This window comes from Christiangramia sp., from assembly GCF_029937855.1.
In the GTDB taxonomy this organism is placed as follows: domain Bacteria; phylum Bacteroidota; class Bacteroidia; order Flavobacteriales; family Flavobacteriaceae; genus Christiangramia.
In genome coordinates this window covers 59,641-77,942 of sequence record NZ_JAPYPC010000019.1, presented here as the reverse complement: position 1 = coordinate 77,942, position 18,302 = coordinate 59,641, and the positions used below count along the sequence as shown (strand labels likewise).

At 35.6% G+C, this 18,302-nt stretch carries 16 protein-coding genes; 12 read left to right on the top strand and 4 right to left on the bottom strand.

The features are described from left to right. Window positions 1-263: 263 nt before the first annotated feature. From Q1K34_RS11185 to Q1K34_RS11170, 4 genes are all read right to left on the bottom strand, one after another. Window positions 264-431: a hypothetical protein gene (locus tag Q1K34_RS11185; protein WP_300438611.1), complete on the bottom strand. Its 168-nt coding sequence runs from the start codon at window positions 429-431 to the stop codon at window positions 264-266. 162 nt (window positions 432-593) lie between these two features. Next, the gene (locus tag Q1K34_RS11180; protein ID WP_300438607.1) at window positions 594-1,295 is read right to left on the bottom strand and encodes an ABC transporter ATP-binding protein; all 702 of its coding nucleotides are present in this window, start codon (window positions 1,293-1,295) and stop codon (window positions 594-596) included. Between the two features lie 385 nt (window positions 1,296-1,680). Then, on the bottom strand, window positions 1,681-2,499 hold the full coding sequence (locus Q1K34_RS11175) for an O-methyltransferase (RefSeq protein WP_300438604.1): 819 nt from the start codon (window positions 2,497-2,499) through the stop codon (window positions 1,681-1,683). A gap of 316 nt (window positions 2,500-2,815) precedes the next feature. Further along, complete coding sequence (locus tag Q1K34_RS11170; RefSeq protein WP_300438601.1) at window positions 2,816-4,690, bottom strand: ABC-F family ATP-binding cassette domain-containing protein; 1,875 nt, start codon at window positions 4,688-4,690, stop codon at window positions 2,816-2,818. Window positions 4,691-5,323: 633 nt separating this feature from the next. On the opposite strand from Q1K34_RS11170, the gene Q1K34_RS11165 reads away from it, so the two are divergent. The 12 genes from Q1K34_RS11165 to Q1K34_RS11110 all read left to right on the top strand — a co-directional run bounded on the left by Q1K34_RS11165 (window position 5,324) and on the right by Q1K34_RS11110 (window position 18,302). Beyond that, window positions 5,324-6,112 carry a polysaccharide biosynthesis/export family protein gene (locus Q1K34_RS11165; RefSeq protein WP_300438597.1) on the top strand — a complete coding sequence of 263 codons (789 nt, stop codon included), beginning with the start codon at window positions 5,324-5,326 and terminating at the stop codon, window positions 6,110-6,112. Beyond that, window positions 6,112-8,580 (top strand): polysaccharide biosynthesis tyrosine autokinase, encoded by a 2,469-nt coding sequence (locus Q1K34_RS11160; RefSeq protein ID WP_300438595.1) that lies wholly within the window; start codon window positions 6,112-6,114, stop codon window positions 8,578-8,580. The genes Q1K34_RS11165 and Q1K34_RS11160 overlap by 1 nt, the downstream gene beginning before the upstream one ends. A 59-nt stretch (window positions 8,581-8,639) precedes the next feature. Next, window positions 8,640-8,996 (top strand): four helix bundle protein, encoded by a 357-nt coding sequence (locus Q1K34_RS11155; RefSeq protein ID WP_300438592.1) that lies wholly within the window; start codon window positions 8,640-8,642, stop codon window positions 8,994-8,996. A gap of 26 nt (window positions 8,997-9,022) precedes the next feature. Further along, a complete protein-coding gene (locus tag Q1K34_RS11150) occupies window positions 9,023-9,886 on the top strand; it encodes an ABC transporter permease (RefSeq protein WP_300438589.1) in 864 nt (287 codons plus the stop codon). Between the two features lie 111 nt (window positions 9,887-9,997). After that, the gene (locus tag Q1K34_RS11145; protein ID WP_300438587.1) at window positions 9,998-10,834 is read left to right on the top strand and encodes a polysaccharide pyruvyl transferase family protein; all 837 of its coding nucleotides are present in this window, start codon (window positions 9,998-10,000) and stop codon (window positions 10,832-10,834) included. After that, entirely contained in the window at window positions 10,834-11,685 is an 852-nt protein-coding gene (locus tag Q1K34_RS11140; protein ID WP_300438585.1) for a class I SAM-dependent methyltransferase, read from the top strand. The genes Q1K34_RS11145 and Q1K34_RS11140 overlap by 1 nt, the downstream gene beginning before the upstream one ends. Next, entirely contained in the window at window positions 11,682-12,968 is a 1,287-nt protein-coding gene (locus tag Q1K34_RS11135) for an ABC transporter ATP-binding protein (RefSeq protein WP_300438582.1), read from the top strand. The genes Q1K34_RS11140 and Q1K34_RS11135 overlap by 4 nt, the downstream gene beginning before the upstream one ends. Before the next feature lie 12 nt (window positions 12,969-12,980). Then, window positions 12,981-14,288, top strand: coding sequence for a hypothetical protein (locus Q1K34_RS11130; RefSeq protein ID WP_300438579.1), 1,308 nt, complete (start codon window positions 12,981-12,983; stop codon window positions 14,286-14,288). A 167-nt stretch (window positions 14,289-14,455) separates the two neighbouring features. Continuing rightward, window positions 14,456-15,385 carry a hypothetical protein gene (locus Q1K34_RS11125; RefSeq protein WP_300438576.1) on the top strand — a complete coding sequence of 310 codons (930 nt, stop codon included), beginning with the start codon at window positions 14,456-14,458 and terminating at the stop codon, window positions 15,383-15,385. Further along, the gene (locus Q1K34_RS11120) at window positions 15,385-16,494 is read left to right on the top strand and encodes a DegT/DnrJ/EryC1/StrS family aminotransferase (RefSeq protein ID WP_300438573.1); all 1,110 of its coding nucleotides are present in this window, start codon (window positions 15,385-15,387) and stop codon (window positions 16,492-16,494) included. The genes Q1K34_RS11125 and Q1K34_RS11120 overlap by 1 nt, the downstream gene beginning before the upstream one ends. Then, on the top strand, window positions 16,487-17,125 hold the full coding sequence (locus tag Q1K34_RS11115; RefSeq protein ID WP_089665272.1) for an acetyltransferase: 639 nt from the start codon (window positions 16,487-16,489) through the stop codon (window positions 17,123-17,125). Before Q1K34_RS11120 ends, Q1K34_RS11115 begins: the two co-directional genes overlap by 8 nt. Next, entirely contained in the window at window positions 17,118-18,302 is a 1,185-nt protein-coding gene (locus Q1K34_RS11110) for a glycosyltransferase family 1 protein (RefSeq protein WP_300438569.1), read from the top strand. Before Q1K34_RS11115 ends, Q1K34_RS11110 begins: the two co-directional genes overlap by 8 nt.

The window sequence follows — 18,302 nt, the reverse complement described above, 5'->3', positions numbered from 1 at the left end:
TTTTGATTTTTCAATTGATCACTATTTGGCTGTTAAAATGAGATTTCTCACTTCGGTGCGCTACGTATCGAAATGACACTAAAGGTCGATTTACATAGTATGAGGTGTGGATTGATAGAGTATGTATGGTTTGGAAATAATAAGGAGATTTCTTACTTCGCTGCGCTGCGTATCGAAATGATAAGAAAAAAGGATCTTTAAATTAAGAAGAATAATATTTTGCCTTTCGACCCTTCGTCAGGCTCAGGGATCAGTGTGGCTAATTAATGGCTGTCGCTTTCGCGTTTTCTTTCTAAATATCTCCTTCTAAAGGTTCTATTTCTTCGTTCCTTTTTAAGCTTTTTCGTGCGGCGGGAATTCCATAGGAAATATGCTAAAAAAACAGCTATTATGGCAAGATAAATCCAGGTTTCCTGGTCTAAATCGATCATTGTAAAGGTCTTGGTAGATACAAGATAAAAAATATTTTTGAAGATCAAAGTAAGTAGTTCTGAGTTAATGGTTAATAGTCCAAAAAAAGACAAAGAGTTTATAATTTTTTTAAATTCTACTCACTACTCACTACTCACTACTCACTACTCACTACTCACTACTCACTTTTCACTGAAAACTGTTTTCCTTTCATCTTTTTCCACCATTCCATCCTTAAGTCGAATGATCCTGTGTGCATGTTCGGCGATCTCTTCTTCATGGGTTACCAGGATCACTGTATTTCCATCTGCGTGGATTTGATCAAATAGTTTCATGATTTCCACCGAAGTTTTGGAGTCCAGGTTACCCGTAGGCTCATCGGCAAGAATAATAGACGGACTGTTCACTAAAGCTCTTCCCACAGCAACCCTTTGTCTTTGTCCACCGGAAAGCTGATTTGGTTTATGATCCATTCTATCTCCAAGGCCAACACTTCTTAGAACATCCTCTGCACGTGCTATTCTTTCAGCTTTCGAAGCGCCTGCATAGATCATAGGCAAGGCTACATTGTCTAAGGCTGTAGTTCTTGGTAAAAGGTTAAAAGTTTGAAACACAAAACCTATTTCTTTATTTCTAATTTCAGCAAGCTCATCATCACTCATCTGGCTAACGTCTTTTCCATTGAGAATATAAGAACCGGAAGTTGGAGTATCCAGGCAACCAAGCAGGTTCATCAAAGTAGATTTTCCTGAACCGGAAGGACCCATAAAGGCTACATACTCGCCACGATCTATATCCAGGTCTATTCCTTTTAAAACTTTAACTACTTCCTGTCCCAGAGGGAAATCTCTCGTGATGGTACGAATCTCGATTACTTTGCTCATTCAGAATAAATTTTCAATGGTATGACGTGAATTTAGGTTTTTTGTTACAAAAATTTGATGATTACGATGTTTGAGTTTATTTTTTTCATTGGAGAACCCCTTGTCCAACCTCAGGGGAAACAAACGGTTTCAATTCAATTATATAATGTTCATTTTTTTGCCTGTCCAAAAAAACGAACCAAAAAAAGGACACTTTTTTGTAGGTGTTTTCAATTTTGCTACCGCAAATTGAAACCATACTTCCACGCCTAAATTTTCTCCAAGGTTTCGAAAATTTTTAACGGCATGGAAGCACTACACTTGCAAAAAAGATAAACCTGAAAAGAATGTATTTGGAAAGAATTAAATTATTTTGATTGATTTTTATAATAAGAGTAAAATTAAATTATACTCTGATTGTAAAATCCTGTTTTTGCTGTTCTTTTCTGAAAAAAACCAGTCCCCATTGAAAAGTATCTATAGTTACCCGAACTTCGGGATGAATTTTAATTTCTTCCCAGGCCTCTTCCATCTCAGGTGACCAATGGATGTCATCAAATATAAAGACTGAATCATTATGAGCCGCGGGCAGGAGTGTTTCAAAATAGTTTAAAGTTGCTTCCTTTTGATGATTTCCGTCGAAATAAATAAGATCGAATTTTTGGGAATTTCCGAGTTTAGAGTTTGGAGTTTGAGGTTTGGGGTTGAGATTGGAAGTTAGATTAGAAATAGCGGATTCAAATTGAGCATTGATCAACCGAATATTATTTAGATCATATTTTTTGAACTGCTGCTTAGCAATTTTTGATGTTTCAGGACAAGCTTCAATAGTGGTTAAATTTGTTCTCTTATTGGCAGCAATAGCAGAAGCAGCAATTCCCAGTGAGGTTCCAAGCTCCAGTACGTTTCTTAGCTTTAGATAATTAGTAAGACGATATAATAATTTTGCTCTATGGAGCGTAATACCGGCATTTTTGGCAATGGAAAACACAGGTCTTTTGTGTGATTTAAAAACTCTGCTTCCGGCTCCAAAATCTGTTACTTCTATAAGATTTTTATTTCTTAGAAGATCGTTACGGTAATTTTTAATAAGCCCATAATCCTGGTGGTTACTTTTATCGTAAAAACAATTAGTCACCAGGTCATAAACAAAAGGGGAGTGGAGCCCGTGTTGGTTTTGGCTTCTTAAGAGGAAGTTTAGGTAGGATTTAATTTTAAAAAGCATTTTTTAGTAATGAATTCAGGGATCAAGCCTTAGATAGTGCTAGGCCGACTAGATGTTTCTCTTATTTAATAATTTTTTTATCAACTTCATTTAAATTCTGTATTCAGAAAGAGATTTCTCATTACGCTACGCTACATTCGAAATGACAATTCTAATTCGAAAAGAAGAATGTCATCTCGACCGAAAGGAGAGATCTCTTTAAATTAAAAATTTATCTTATCAGAGATTTCTCATTTTGCTACGCGACATTCGAACAAATGACGGAGTTCTAATTTTTTATTCCAAAATACTACCAACTGAAACTGAAAACTGCCTACTAATTCTCAAGTTTTTCCATCAACTCAAACCAACGTTCAGTTTTAGATTCAATTTCATTCTCAATTTCTTTCAGTTTCATTGAATTTTCAGCAATCTCATCACCATCCAATTCTTCTAAAAATTTTTGCTGAATCTCTTCTTTCTTTTTTTCCAGTTTTGCAATTTCTTTTTCCAGCTTACTATATTCCTTCTTTTCGTTATAACTTAGGGAAGGACCAGAACTGCTGGATTTGTATTCTTTCTGTTCTTTTTTGGATTCAGAATTTTCTGAAGATGACTTTTCTGTCTTAGGTTTAGAAGCCTCATATTCTCTATAATCGGTATAATTACCGGGGAAGTCGGTAACTTCAGCATTTCCTTCGAAAACGAAAAGGTGATCGGTAATTTTATCCATAAAATACCTGTCGTGGGATACCACGATGATACAACCGGGGAAGTCCATTAGGAAGTTTTCCAGTACGTTCAGGGTAAGTACGTCAAGATCGTTGGTGGGCTCATCCAGAATAAGGAAGTTTGGATTCTGAATTAAAACCGTACACAGGTAAAGCCGTTTTTTTTCACCACCACTGAGCTTTTCCACAAAATCGTATTGCTTCTTTCTGCTGAAAAGGAATCGTTCGAGAAGCTGTTCGGCAGAAATCTGTCTGCCTTTTTTTAGCGGAATATAATCACCGAACTCTTTAATAACTTCAACAACTTTTTGTCCGGGTTTAATTTTAATGCCCTTTTGTGTATAGTATCCAAATTTTACCGTTTCTCCGATCACTATTTTACCGGTGTCCGGTTTCATATTCCCGGTAAGCATATTCAGAAAAGTGGACTTTCCTGTTCCGTTCTTACCAATAATACCAAGTCGTTCCCCTTTTTGAAAAGTATAACTGAAGTTTTTCATTAACTGTTTTCCGCCTAGCTCTTTAGAAATATTGTGAATTTCCACGATCTTACTTCCCAACCGTTCCATATTCAATTCCAGCTGGACTTTATGGTCCTGCCGGCGCTGACTCGCTCGATGCTTGATCTCGTGAAAATCTTCGATACGGGACTTGGATTTTGTCGTACGCGCTTTGGGTTGGCGTCGCATCCAGTCCAGTTCTTTTTTATATAATTGCTGGGCTTTATCTGTATTGGTCGCTTCCAGCTGGTGTCTTTCCTCTTTTTTATCCAGGTAATAGGAGTAATTTCCCTTGTACGTATAAAGTTTCCCATCCTCAAGTTCGATGATCTCATTACAAACCCGTTCCAGAAAGTATCTGTCGTGAGTCACCATAAAGATGGTGAAATCCTGTTTTTTGAAGTATTCCTCCAGCCATTCGATCATATCCAGATCCAGGTGGTTGGTAGGCTCATCCAGGATTATAAAATCCGGTTTTTTAAGGAGCATTCTGGCCAGGGCCAGTCTTTTCTTTTGTCCTCCGGAAAGATTCTTCACCACTGCCTGCAAATCTTCCAGGTTTAGTTTAAAAAGGATTTGCTTGAATTCAGTTTCAAAATCCCAGGCATTATTTGCTTCCATGGAATCCATAGCCTTTTGAAGTGTATCTCCATCTTCAGGATTTAATAAAGCCTTTTCGTATTGTTCAACAACCTTAAGCGTAGGATTTTCACTGGTAAAAATACTTTGTTCTATAGTAAGTTCAGGATCTAAATCCGGTTCCTGGGAAAGAAAAGCCACGCGAATATCATTACGGTAGATCACCTGCCCTTCATCGGGGGAATCGGTTCCTGCCAGGATATTTAAAAGGCTGGTCTTCCCGGTTCCATTTTTAGCGACAAAACCAACTTTCTGGTCTTTGTTTATTCCGAAGCTTATATTTTCAAAAAGCCCGCGTTCGCCGTAGGATTTCGCTATATTTTCTACTGAGAGGTAGTTCATGTGTTTTTAAGACTTTAGACTATAGACAGTAGTCTGTAGATTGATCGCAAAAATACGAAGTAAGATTAATCAATGAGCAATAATCAATAAACAATGATCAATTTGCAGTTCTGGGTTATGTGTTCTCAGTTCTCAGTTGTCTGTCATGCGTTTAGGTTCTGGGTTTGGATTTGCTGTTAATTGTCACTCTGAGTGAAACGAAGAGTCTCTTATTCAATGGAATTAAAGGTTTTTATTAAAGTCTGTTTTCAAATGGTGTAAATTAGATCTTTTGTGAGGTTTACCTATTTAGTAATTAAGAAATGAGGATGAGATTTCTCACTTCGCTGCGTTTCTTCCAAATGACAAATTTATTATTTGCCATACTGAGCCTGTCGAAGTATGAGCAAACCCAATGAGCCTTTATCAATTATCATTAAAGATTTATTCAGATTTTTATTGAATCAAGTTCAGCATGACGACAAGATTTCTCACTTCGCTTCGCTGCGTTCGAAATGACAATATAAAATTGAATTACGATTTATGAAATCTAGATAAACTTGTTTTAGATAATAGTCAACAACTTAATTCCATCCTAAAGTTTTGATATTTGTTGGTAAAAACTATATTTGTTAAAACAATGTGAAGCCCTCTATGCGATTTAAATCCTTTTTGTTTTTATTCGCTGTAATACTAGCCTTAACCTCATGCGTATCTACCAAGCAGATGTCCTACCTTCAGGAATATGAAGAAGAGGTGGACAGCATCATTCAGGTTCAGCGATTGCGCAAACCTTACCGTATTCAAACAGGTGATTTATTAAGCATCAGAGTTAAAGCACTTGATCAGGATATTGTAGGGATGTTTAATCCGATTGGCAGTGAAAATCCAAATGCCACTACCGAAGAAGCAGTTTATTTTGATGGCTTTACCGTGGATGATCACGGGAATATTCGGGTGCCTACGATGGGAGAGATCAATGTGTTGGGGCACACCGAAAAGGAGGTTAGGGAAAAAATCGAAAAAAAGTTACTGGAAGAGTACTTTAAAGAAGAAGCAAATATATTCGTGACCGTCAAACTTGCCGGGATTCGATACACAACTTTAGGGGAAATAAGTCAGGGTAGTCAGGTTGTTTATAAAGATCATGTAACTATAATGGAAGCTATTGCCAATGCTGGAGGGATCACAGATTATGGAGACCGGGAAAATGTTCAGATCATCAGGCAATATCCGCAGGGAGAGGAGGTCCATACTATTGATGTTACAGATATTGATGCCCTGAGTAGTCCTTATTATTATATTCAGCCAAACGATATGATCGTGGTAAATCCTTTGCCTAGAAAAGCATTGGGACTGGGAACTACAGGGATAGAGGTATTTAGAACCGTAGTAAGTCTGGTGACGCTGGCAACTTCAATTTATTTCTTAACTACCAGGTAATGGCGCATGAAGATGATCACATATCAGATGTAGGATCCACCTTTGATTTTAAGGGTTTTATTCTAAAAGTAATCAGTTACTGGAAGCTAATCTTGCTTTCCGTAGGAATTAGTTTAGCGGTAGCCTATTATAACAATGTTAGAAAACTACCGGTTTATCAATTGGGTAATACTATTTCTATTAAAGATGATCAAAATCCATTTTTCACATCAAATACGAGTCTAACTTTTAACTGGGGTGGGACTTCAGACAAGGTAAATACTGCAATGACGATCCTAAGATCCAGGTCTCATAACGAGGCAGTTGTTGAAGAATTACAATTTTATATTAACTATTTAGAAGATGGGGAATATCAGCGAGTGGACTCCTATGGAAAAACACCTTTTAAAATAATCGCCGATTCTGCAGCCTTTCAGGCTAATAATGTTGGCCTTGAAATAAGGATGCTGGATGATCTAAGCTATAATCTTAAAGCGAAGATACCCGCTAACCTTGCCAGGACTAATTATAGGACACAGGAAACTGATAACCGAACAGTTGAAGCCAGGGAATTTGATAGAAACTTTAAAATAGGGGAACATATTAGGCTTCCGTTTTTCTCCGGGTATATTGAACGAACTGAAAATTCTCTGCAGCCCGGAAAAGTATTTTATGTAAGCTTTTTAAATTTCGATGGTGCTGTAGGTAGATATCGCGGGGTTAATATTCAACCTCAGTCTAATGGGTCCTCGGTGTTAAATCTTAGCCAAGTGGGCTTAAATAAAGCAAGGCTTGTAGATTATCTTAATGGTTCAGTTGCCGTACTTAGTAAGAATATGCTGGAGCGCAAAAATCTTTTTGCGACAAAAACTATTAGATTCATTGATAGTAGCCTGGCTGTTCAGGCTGAACAATTAAAGGAAGTTCAGGACGAGCTTAATTCTTTTCGAAATAGCAATACCATTTTAGATATTTCCGCTGAAAGTTCAGAGTTAACCGGAAAATTGTCAAACCTGGATGCACGTAAGGAAACTATAAGACGACAATTAGCATATTACAATAATTTAGAAGAGTATCTGCAAACCAGAGATGATTATTCTAATGTGCCAGCTCCTTCTGTAGCAGGTATTTCTGAAAGTAGTATTTCTTCCGGAGTAAGTAAAATTATCCAGCTGGCTGAAGAGAGAAGTAATTATCAATATACCTTAAAGGAAAATTCACCGGTATTTGATGATATAGATCGCCAAATTAATACGGTTAAATCTATTCTTTTAGAAAATATCAATTCTTCTAAAGGCTTAATAAGATCAGAATTAAATGATATTAATGGGCAGATTAGGAGATTTGAAGAGGAAGTAAAAAAGTTGCCACAGGAAGAACAGGATTTATTAAAAATTCAAAGAAAGTATGCTATTAATGAGCGTACCTATAATATGTTCCTGGAAAAACGTAGTGAAGCTGGATTAATTAAAGCAGCCAATGTAAGCGATGTTTTAGTGATAGATAAAGCGAAAGATACCGGGGGAGGCAGAATTGGGCCAGATACACAGTTAAATTATGTAATGGCCGTTATGGTTGGAGGATTAATACCTTTGACTTTCGTTTTCCTATTAGTGTTTCTAAATACCAATGTTCATAATGCCCAGGAAATTTCCAGATTGTCCCCTATACCAATATTAGGATTAATTGGGAAAAATAAGATGGACGGAAATCTGGCTGTTTTCCAATCGCCAAAATCCTCGATAGCAGAGAGTTTCCGGGGGCTCAGATCGAGTTTACAATTCATGTATAAACGGCAGGGAGTTAAGGGATCTAAAACGGTAATGATCACCTCTTCAGTATCGGGTGAAGGAAAAACGTTTTGTGCTATGAACCTGGCCACGGTATTTGCTTTAAGTGAAAAGAAGACGGTGCTGGTTGGAGTAGACCTTAGAAAACCAAAGATATTTGATGACTTCGAATTAAACAATGACCTTGGAATTGTAAACTATCTAATTGATCAGGCTTCACCTGATGAGATTATTCAGCAAAGTAAAATTCCCTATTTGGATGTAATTACTTCAGGTCCTGTACCTCCAAATCCTTCTGAATTACTCTTAACAGAGAAAATGGATAAATTAATTGAAGATCTTAAACAAGATTATGATTATATAATTCTGGATACGCCGCCCATAGGAATGGTTGCCGATGCTCTTAACCTGGTCAAGCATGCAGATGCGACTTTATATATGATTAGACAGGATTATACCAAAAGAGGGATGCTGGAGACCATCAACCAAAAATACGACAAGGGAGAGATAAAGAATATAAGTTTTGTATTGAATCACTTTGTCCATAGCGCCAAATATGGCTATGGCTATGGTTATGGCTATGGCTATGGTTATGGCTACGGTTATAATCGTTATGCTAAAGGTTATTACGGAGCAGCACCAACAAAACTTTCCCAGTTAAAAGCGTCCTGGAAAAAGTTTATGAGGAACTTCGAATAGTGAATAGTGAATAGTGAGGTGTGAGGAGTGAAGCGTGAAGAGAATTAATTAAGAAAAGAATGAATCATAAAGACCTGGATGTTTGGAAGAAGAGTATTGATTTGGTTGAAACTATCTACAAGATTTCTGCTGAATTTCCAGCTTCTGAGATTTATGGATTAACAAATCAAATAAGACGTGCTTCGGTATCTGTATCGTCCAATATCGCAGAAGGAGCTGGTCGTAATAGTGATAAAGAATTATTGTATTTTCTGAATGTAGCTTTAGGTTCACTTGCAGAAGTTGAAACTCAAGTGGAAATTGCTTTACGCCTTAAATTTATTTCTACTGCAGAATCCATTTTTAAGCAAATAACAGAAGTTCGCAAATTGAGTATAGGTTTTAGAAATTATATTAATAAAAAATCTAATCACTAATCACTAATCACGATTCACTAGAAAGAATGAGCGAAGCGAATTCAGATAACTGGCTATACGAAATCACCCCTAAGCGTAAACTGATTGACCTTAATTTCAGGGAGATATGGAGATACAGGGATTTACTGATTCTTTTTGTAAAGCGAAATATAGTAACGGTTTATAAGCAAACAATACTGGGACCTTTATGGTATTTTATTCAACCTATGTTTACAGCGATCACCTTTACCCTTGTTTTTAATAATATCGCTAATATTCCCACAGGGAATGTGCCACCATTTCTTTTTAACCTGGCAGGTATTACGGCCTGGAATTATTTTAGCCAGTGTTTCACAGGAACCTCTGATACCTTTCGGGCAAATGCCGGTATTTTTGGGAAGGTCTATTTTCCAAGGGTTATCATGCCATTATCTAATGTGATCACCAATCTTTTTAAATTTGGGATACAAATTGGAGTACTTATCATTGTTTATTTATATGTGATATGGAGCGGAAAAGAGATAAGCCCAAATTCAAACCTGCTATTATTTCCTGTATATGTTTTGATGATGGCTCTTTTAGGACTGGGGTTGGGAATGATCATTTCTGCCTTTACAACTAAGTATAGGGACTTAAATGTTTTGGTGGGATTTGCCACTTCTTTACTGGTCTATTTTTCAGCAGTACCCTATCCGCTTAGTGAAGTTTCGGAGAAAATGCCGGACTGGGACTGGGTGGTTAAATATAATCCCTTAACCCAGATCATTGAAGGCTTTAGGTATATGATCCTTGATACCGGTATTTTTACCTGGTCAGGGTTCTTTTATACACTTGTAATTTCTATAGTTCTATTTCTTTTCGGTTTAATTATTTTTAACAGGACGGAGAAGAATTTTATTGATACTGTTTAAGAGTGAAGAGTGAAGAGTGAAGCGTCAGAAGTATGTTCTGTAATTTACTTTTAGACAACCGACAACCGACAACCGACAACCGATAACCGACAACCGATAACCGACAACAGAATGCCCGGAACTAAAAAAATACCTCTTTTCTGGTGGAGTGAGATCCGACTGATGGGAAAGAAGAAGGAAAATTACGGTGATCTTCTTTCTAAATATATTGTTGAAAAAGTTGCGGGAAAAGAAGCAAAATGGGTACATCCTAAAAAGCAGGCCTGGTATAACCTAAACAAAACACATTATCTTGCTGCAGGAAGTATTCTAGCTCAGGCTACCAGCGATAGTATAGTATGGGGTAGTGGTATTGTAGACCGAAAGCTTAAAATTGCAAATTCAAAGTTTTATGCGGTTAGAGGACCAGAAACCAGAAAATATTTAATAGAACAGGGATTAGACTGCCCCGAGGTATATGGAGATCCGGCAGTTTTATTGCCCGATTTCTATGCACCCAAAATTGAAAAGAAATATGAATTGGGGATTATTCCTCATTACGTAGATTTTAAAAAGATCTCAGCCGAATATCAAAACGTGGAGAGAGTTAAGATAATAGATATGATGACGCTGGACATTGAAAAAACTACAGATGAGATCCTGGCCTGTGAAAAGATCATCTCCTCTTCCCTGCATGGGGTTATCGTACCACATACTTATGGAATCCCGGCTATATGGATGCAGTTCTCCGATAAAGTTTTTGGAGACAACATTAAATACAAGGATTATTTTAAGTCGGTAGATATTTACAATTATAAAATTCAAAGATATCGGGATGGAATGAAGATAGACGATTTATTAGATTGTTTTAAGAAAGATCAGGTTTTGCCAGATCCAGACCGGATTAAAGAACTAAGAAACGGCCTTATTAATAATTGCCCGTTCAGGAATAGTAATATTAACAGCTAATGGATAAGGTTTCAAGAGATAATAAGGAAAAGAACCGGCAGCATTATAATAAATTATATGCCGATTATTCTATTAGGAATATTTTGATCTGGTTAAAAGATTTGGATAGTTTCCTTGATGGTGCCTGTGCTACAGAAACCAGCTGGCATGCTCTTTATCAGGATGGCTTTAAGGATAGACTTGAGGATAAGAAAGTAATGGAAATGGGATGTGGAGATTGTGTAAATGCCGCAATGATGGCGGGACTGGGTGCAGAAGTTTATGCCAATGATATTGCCGAGGCTAGTGGGGAGATCATCAAAAAATTAAACCAGGCCTGGGAATTTAAGTATCCCATAAAATTTGTGAAAGGCGATTTTCTCAAAAATAACCTTGAAGCCGGAAAGTTTGATTTTGTAGTGGGAAAAGCATTTTTACATCATTTAACTCTACCAGAGGAAAAAGAATTTTTAAGAGAAACTGCGCGTCTATTAAAACCTGAGGGAGAAGCACGCTTTTTTGAACCGGCGGTAAATAGTAGGATTCTGGATGAAATTAGGTGGATGATCCCTGTAAAGGGAAGACCTTCAAAATTGAACAGGAAGAAGTTTACAGAATGGAAAGAGAATGATCCTCATCCCGATAGAAGTTTTAGTTCTTTACACTTTAAAAATGTGGGTACAGCATTCTTTAAATTTGTTAAGATAAAACCTGTAGGTACTCTTGAGAGATTCAACAGACTTATTCCAAGGGGTAAACATAATATTAGATACCGTAGATGGGCTTTTAAAGCCGAACAGAATATTCCCCTGCTAATAAATACTTATCTTACCAGGAGCCAGCTTATAGTCTATAAAGAACCTTTGCAATGAGTATAATTTTAAAAGCTGAAAACATTTCCAAGCAATACCGCCTTGGTACCGTTGGTACTGGTACACTGGGGGATGATCTAAAGAGATGGTGGTATGGTATACGAGGAAAAGAAGATCCTTTTTTAAAGGTAGGAGCGGTTAATGAACGCAACAGCCTGGCGAATGAAGATTATGTATGGGCATTACGAGATATTAATTTTGAAGTAAAACAGGGAGAAGTACTGGGAATCATTGGTAAAAATGGCGCCGGTAAATCAACCCTGCTTAAACTCCTTTCCAGGGTCACCTCACCCACTATGGGAACTATAAGAACCAAAGGCCGTATTGCTTCACTTTTGGAGATAGGAACAGGATTTCATCCTGAGCTTACCGGTAGAGAGAATATATTTATGAATGGAGCCGTTTTGGGAATGACCAGGATGGAGATAAAAAATAAACTGGAAGAGATCATCGCTTTCTCCGGTTGTGAAAAGTATATAGATACGCCGGTTAAACGATATAGTAGCGGGATGACTGTAAGGCTGGGATTTGCCGTTGCTGCACACCTGGAACCAGAGATACTGGTCGTGGATGAGGTGCTTGCCGTAGGTGATGCCGAGTTTCAGAAAAAAGCTATTGGGAAAATGCAGGACCTTTCTACCGGTGAAGGCAGAACGGTGTTATTTGTGAGTCATAATATGGGAAGTATCCAGAGTCTTTGTAATAGATGTATTTTATTAGAACATGGTTTAATAACTTATACCGGTACCACAGAAGAAACTATTTCAAAATATCTTTCTACCAGTAAAGAATCTATTTCTGATTTATCCAAAATTAAGGAAAGATCTGGATTGGGGAATTTAAGATTTACTAAGGTACTATTGGGGAATCCACTTACTGAAACGAGAGTTTTTAAGCTGGGAGAAAAAATTGGGTTTCATTTTAATTTTATCGTTGATAATAATATAGCAACCAACAAATTGAGAGTGATCGTAGGAGTTTATAATGAGAGAGAAGAAGGTATATTAAGATTTGATAGTGATGCAAACGCAAATTTAACTATAGATTCCGATCATATAAAAGGTGAGATATCATGTATTATGGAGGACCATTTAAATATCATGCCGGGTAAGTATTCCGTTAACATTGCTTTATTTAATAATGGTGAAATGGAAGATTATATTGCCGATAAAATAATGTTCAATGTCGTTAATGATAACTATCTAGGTGGTAGTAGAACTTTAGATAATATAAATCTCGCAAAAATTTTATATAAACATAATTGGAGTTTGAAACCCATGTAATTAAAGTGATTTATGATAGATGACGTGTCGAAATTAAAAGACTTACCATATTTATATGATCGGGCAGGAAGAGTATGTATTACGGAAGATACTGTTTTACGCATTGTCGAAAATGACACCAAAATAAGAGAATATAAAGAAATTTTAAATTCTGATTATGTAGAAGGTTGGTTCTCTAGTGGGTTAGTATACACTGAAATACAAAAAGAGAACGATGGGGAATTGATTTTACAACATAAAAAAATCCCTTTTATATTACATCCCTGCGAATATTCTAATGAAATGTTCTGGAGAGCGGCTTCTATGATTTTAAGGTTAAATTTGAATCTTTCTGAGAATGGTTTTTTATTACATGATGCCCATCCCTGGAATGTTAGTTTTGATGGGGAATCACCTGTTTTCTATGATTTTACATCTATTAAGAAGTCCAATTCTATTTCCAAGGATTGGTTTGAAGAATTCTACAGCTACTTTATAGTGCCAATTTGGTTAGCAAGTTATTCAAAAAAGACTTATCCTTTTTCAAAAGAATACAGGAAGGAACATACTAATGGCTTTGGGTTGAAAATTTTTAAGTCTAAGTATATAAAAAAAATAATCTTTAGAAATTTCACGTCTCTGGTTAAATATCAGGATGAACCTCAGAAATTATTAACTAAGTTAATTGATTGGGTTGAAAAGCATAAACCTATTTCAAAAGAACCGGAATATTGGTCTAATTATTATGATACGCATAATTTGGACTTTAAAAATCCAGAGACTATAAAGCAAAAATTTGTTTATAATATTCTATCTGAGCAGAAACCTGAAAAAGTTCTTGATTTAGCTTCAAATAAAGGATATTATGCAGAAATGGCTTCATACTTAGGTGCCTCTGTAATGGCTTTTGATTACGAGGAGGAAATTGTGAATCATTTAGCTCTTGTGAATGATTCAAATAATAAGATAACTCCTGCTTTTATGGATTTAAAGTTTCCTACTCCTAGTTTAGGTCCTGGTTTATTTTGGCGGGATTCATTTTATCGTTTTAAATCTAACATTGTTCTAGCGTTGGGCTTAATTCATCATATTTGTTTATCTCAGGAAGTTCCGGTTTATTTATTTTGTGAGACTTGTAAGAAATATGCCATGGATGGTATTATTTTGGAATTTGTTGATCCCTCAGATATACATGTAAAGACATGGAATAAAAAGACCCCAAAAGATTATTCTATTGAATCAATTCAAAAATTCATGGAAAATAAATTTTTAAATTGTAAAAAAAGCGAGTTGGACTCAAATAATGGTATCAATAGAACATATCTATATTTTTATAAATAGCTTAATCAAAATGGGATAAAAACAGAATAAATTTGAGAGACTATTTATTTGAAGAGTAATGGTAAAGTAATTACTTTCAATTTAAAGAATAACTGTTGGTGCAAAATTTATGGATTATTAATTAGAATAAATTACACACTTCATGTTCTAAATCTACTTTAAGAGTAATGATTGAAAAAATAAAAAGAGAGATCCGGAAATATATATCTCAGAGTTTAAGGGATATTACTCTAGGTTTAGCTAATAATGGGAACTTAAATAATAAGATATTAATCCAGAATGGTAAAATTTGGTCTTCACAATTAAAAGAAAGAAAGATAGAAAACTTAAGCGATGCTGAGTTTAAGGTTTTTTCTCAATGGGGAGATGATGGAATCATTCAGTATCTTATCAATCATCTTTCAATTGCAAATAAATCATTTATAGAATTTGGAGTAGAAGATTATCAGGAAGCTAATACCAGATTTTTGTTAGTTAATGATAACTGGTCTGGTCTCGTTCTGGATGGGAGTCCAGAAAATATCTTGAAAATAAAGAAAGACGAAATATTCTGGAAATATGATTTAAGAGCGAAAAGCGCGTTTATAACGGCTGAGAATATTAATGAATTAATAAATGAAGAAGGCATTGAAGGTGAGGTTGGATTATTACATATCGATATTGATGGGAATGATTACTGGATCTGGAAAGCTTTAGAAGTTGTAGATCCCATTATAATGATTGTTGAGTATAATAGCATATTTGGAAGCAAAAGAGCCATAACTATACCTTATTCAGATGATTTTTATAGATTTAAAGCTCATTATAGTGGTTTATATGCTGGAGCTTCTCTAAAGGCATTATGTGATTTGGCTGAAAAAAAGGGATATAGTTTTATTGGTTGCAATAGTGCCGGGAACAATGCATATTTTGTAAAAAAAGGCTATTGTAAAGATTTGAAAATTTTGAATTCTGAAACTGGTTATGTAGAATCGAAATTTCGGGAGTCCAGGGATGAAAACGGGAATTTAAATTATAAAAGAGAAGGAGACAGAATTGAGGTGATAAAGGATATGCCCATTTATAATACAGATACTAACCAAATAGAAAAAATATAATGGGAGAATTAAAATATCCAGTTTACCAGCCCAGCTTAAATGGTAATGAAAAGAAATATGTGAATGAATGTTTAGATTCTACATGGATCTCGGGTAAAGGTAAGTTTATTGATAAATTTGAAAAGGATTTCGCAAAATATATAGGTTCTAATCATGCAGCTGGTGTTTGCAATGGCACAGTAGCCTTACATCTGGCTCTTGAAGCATTGGGTATAGGAGAGGGGGATGAAGTAATTGTGCCTACGCTTACTTACGTAGCTTCAGTAAATGCTATAACCTACACCGGCGCCAAACCTGTTTTTGTTGATTCTCTGGAAAGCACCTGGCAAATAGATCCTGAGGACGTTAAGGAGAAAATCACTTCAAAAACTAAAGCAATTATTTGTGTTCATTTATATGGCCATCCATGTGAAATGAAAAGTCTGGTTGAAATATGCGAAAAGCATGGTCTATTTCTGGTAGAAGATTGCGCAGAGGCCATAGGTTCACAATATGATGGGAAGCACGTTGGGGTCTTTGGTGATGTTGCTACGTTCAGCTTTTACGGAAATAAAACCATTACCACCGGAGAAGGAGGTATGGTAACGACAAATGATGAAACTCTTTATGAGCGAATCATTCATTTAAAAGGTCAGGGGCTTGCAAAATATAGAGAATACTGGCATGATGCTATTGGTTATAATTACCGGATGACGAATATATGTGCCGCCATTGGCCTTGCCCAGTTAGAACGTATAAACTCTATAATTGAGAAAAAAATAGAAATTGCTAAATGGTACCGAGAGGAATTCAAAGAAAGTAATTTTGAATTTCATATTGAAACCAAAAATGTTGTTCACTCTTACTGGATGTGTACAATTTTGCTGCCGATGGATGTTGACAGGCGTGAATTGAAAGAATACTTACTAAATAACGGAATTGAAACCCGACCCATGTTTTATCCTGTACATACTATGCCGATTTATGCACAAAAATATGAGAAGCATAAGGCAGCTGAAGCCTTGGCTCGAAGAGGGATAAATCTTCCTAGCTATCCAGGTCTTAAAAAGACAGATATTCAAGAGATAGTAGGTTATATGTTTTCTTATCAAAATTTAAAAAATGGATAATAAATTTTCTGTTATTGGTTCCGGAGGGCATAGTAGATCTGTAATAGCTCTTTTGAAAGATCAGGGTTTTGAAGTGGACGGGATTTATGATGATTCTTATAAAGAAGAGGAGAATGAGGTAATAAATTCAGTAAAACTGGTTGGTAAGATTCAAGATTATATTGGTAGTTATAAGGTAGTTCTTGCTGTTGGAGATAATATGATAAGAAAGGAATTATTTAATAATTTTTCGAAACAGATCTATTCCGGTAATATATTTCACTCCCGGTGTTTTCTTGAAAGTTCTTCAATAATAGGTGCATCCAATTTAATATTTGGAAATGTACTGATAAATGCTAATGCAGAAATAGGGGATAATAATATAATAAATACAGGAGCCATTCTGGAACATGAAGTACAAATTGGCTCCCATAATCATATTTCTGTAGGCTCTATCATATGCGGTAGGGTAAAGATTGGGAATGGTTGTTTTATAGGAGCTGGAGCAGTTATAAATGATCAGATTTCTATTTGTGATGGAGTTACCGTTGGTTCTAATTCTGTTGTAATAAACTCTATAGAAGAACCAGGGATATATGTTGGCAACCCCGTTCAAAAAATTCATAACAAACCGAAAACAATAAATGAGTAATATATTAATAAACATTCCACAAATAAATAAAGCATATGGGGGGGTTTATCAATATTCTATCGCTTTGATAAAAATCCTAGCAGATAGTAATTTATCTCATGATTTTTTCATTTTTTGCCATAATCCCGATCCAGCCATTATTGAAATAATTGATAAATACCCTAATTTTCATCATCCAAAACCACCCAATCTTTTATACGTCCGCGCAGAGACCTTTTTTCATACCTTTTTAAATAAACTGTATAAGCGAGTTAAAATAAAAAAGAGGTTTTATAGAGAAGACATGTATGATTGGCTGGTTAAAAATTTGAATATTGATATTATTCATAGCCCTTATCAGGTCAATATAAAAAAGGATGGTGTAAAAAGTATTACCACCTTACACGATGTTCAGGAACTACATTTTCCTGAATTTTTTACTTCGGCACAAAGAGCCCAGCGTGCCGTCAATTACAAAAAATCGATTGACGAGGCAGATGCCGTAATAGTAAGTTATAATCATGTAAAAAAGGATATTATTAAATATTTTAATAAGCATGAAGAAAAGGTGCATACAATATTGCTAGACATGCAAAAATTGTGGTTTGAAAAAATAGAAAATATCGACCTAGTTAAACTTAATGAGAAGTACGAGCTTCCCACGAACTTTATTTTATACCCCGCATCATCATGGGAGCATAAAAATCATTTAAAATTAATAGAAGCTCTGAAATATCTGAATGCTCCTGAAATCCAACTAATCTGCACAGGTAATTTAACTGATCATTTCCATAATGACATTTTACCTGTGATTGAGAAAAATAATCTTTCGAACCAGGTAAGATTTTTGGGTATAGTTTCAGATGAAGAGTTATTGAAATTATATAAGACTTGTCGTGCCGTTATTGTTCCAACTTTATATGAAGCCGGAAGCTTTCCGCTTATGGAAAGTATTTTATTAAACGTGCCAGTGATTTGTTCTAATGTAACTTCGTTACCTGAAACTATCGAGGATGATAGGTTCACTTTTGACCCGCAGGATGTGGAGGACATGGCTCAAAAAATAAACCTAATCTGGAGTGATGATCAATACAGGGAATTAAATTTAAGTAGAATAAAAATTCAGGCAGAAAAATTAAGATTTAATAATGCAGGGTTAAAAATTAATAAAGTATATGAAACTTTATCAAAGGTTTAA

Bases quoted from the DNA above. Each gene is read 5' to 3' on its own strand.
- Q1K34_RS11185 (WP_300438611.1), bottom strand. From the start codon at position 431: ATGATCGATTTAGACCAGGAAACCTGGATTTATCTTGCCATAATAGCT.
- Q1K34_RS11180 (WP_300438607.1), bottom strand. From the start codon at position 1,295: ATGAGCAAAGTAATCGAGATTCGTACCATCACGAGAGATTTCCCTCTG.
- Q1K34_RS11175 (WP_300438604.1), bottom strand. From the start codon at position 2,499: ATGCTTTTTAAAATTAAATCCTACCTAAACTTCCTCTTAAGAAGCCAA.
- Q1K34_RS11170 (WP_300438601.1), bottom strand. From the start codon at position 4,690: ATGAACTACCTCTCAGTAGAAAATATAGCGAAATCCTACGGCGAACGC.
- Q1K34_RS11165 (WP_300438597.1), top strand. From the start codon at position 5,324: ATGCGATTTAAATCCTTTTTGTTTTTATTCGCTGTAATACTAGCCTTA.
- Q1K34_RS11160 (WP_300438595.1), top strand. From the start codon at position 6,112: ATGGCGCATGAAGATGATCACATATCAGATGTAGGATCCACCTTTGAT.
- Q1K34_RS11155 (WP_300438592.1), top strand. From the start codon at position 8,640: ATGAATCATAAAGACCTGGATGTTTGGAAGAAGAGTATTGATTTGGTT.
- Q1K34_RS11150 (WP_300438589.1), top strand. From the start codon at position 9,023: ATGAGCGAAGCGAATTCAGATAACTGGCTATACGAAATCACCCCTAAG.
- Q1K34_RS11145 (WP_300438587.1), top strand. From the start codon at position 9,998: ATGCCCGGAACTAAAAAAATACCTCTTTTCTGGTGGAGTGAGATCCGA.
- Q1K34_RS11140 (WP_300438585.1), top strand. From the start codon at position 10,834: ATGGATAAGGTTTCAAGAGATAATAAGGAAAAGAACCGGCAGCATTAT.
- Q1K34_RS11135 (WP_300438582.1), top strand. From the start codon at position 11,682: ATGAGTATAATTTTAAAAGCTGAAAACATTTCCAAGCAATACCGCCTT.
- Q1K34_RS11130 (WP_300438579.1), top strand. From the start codon at position 12,981: ATGATAGATGACGTGTCGAAATTAAAAGACTTACCATATTTATATGAT.
- Q1K34_RS11125 (WP_300438576.1), top strand. From the start codon at position 14,456: ATGATTGAAAAAATAAAAAGAGAGATCCGGAAATATATATCTCAGAGT.
- Q1K34_RS11120 (WP_300438573.1), top strand. From the start codon at position 15,385: ATGGGAGAATTAAAATATCCAGTTTACCAGCCCAGCTTAAATGGTAAT.
- Q1K34_RS11115 (WP_089665272.1), top strand. From the start codon at position 16,487: ATGGATAATAAATTTTCTGTTATTGGTTCCGGAGGGCATAGTAGATCT.
- Q1K34_RS11110 (WP_300438569.1), top strand. From the start codon at position 17,118: ATGAGTAATATATTAATAAACATTCCACAAATAAATAAAGCATATGGG.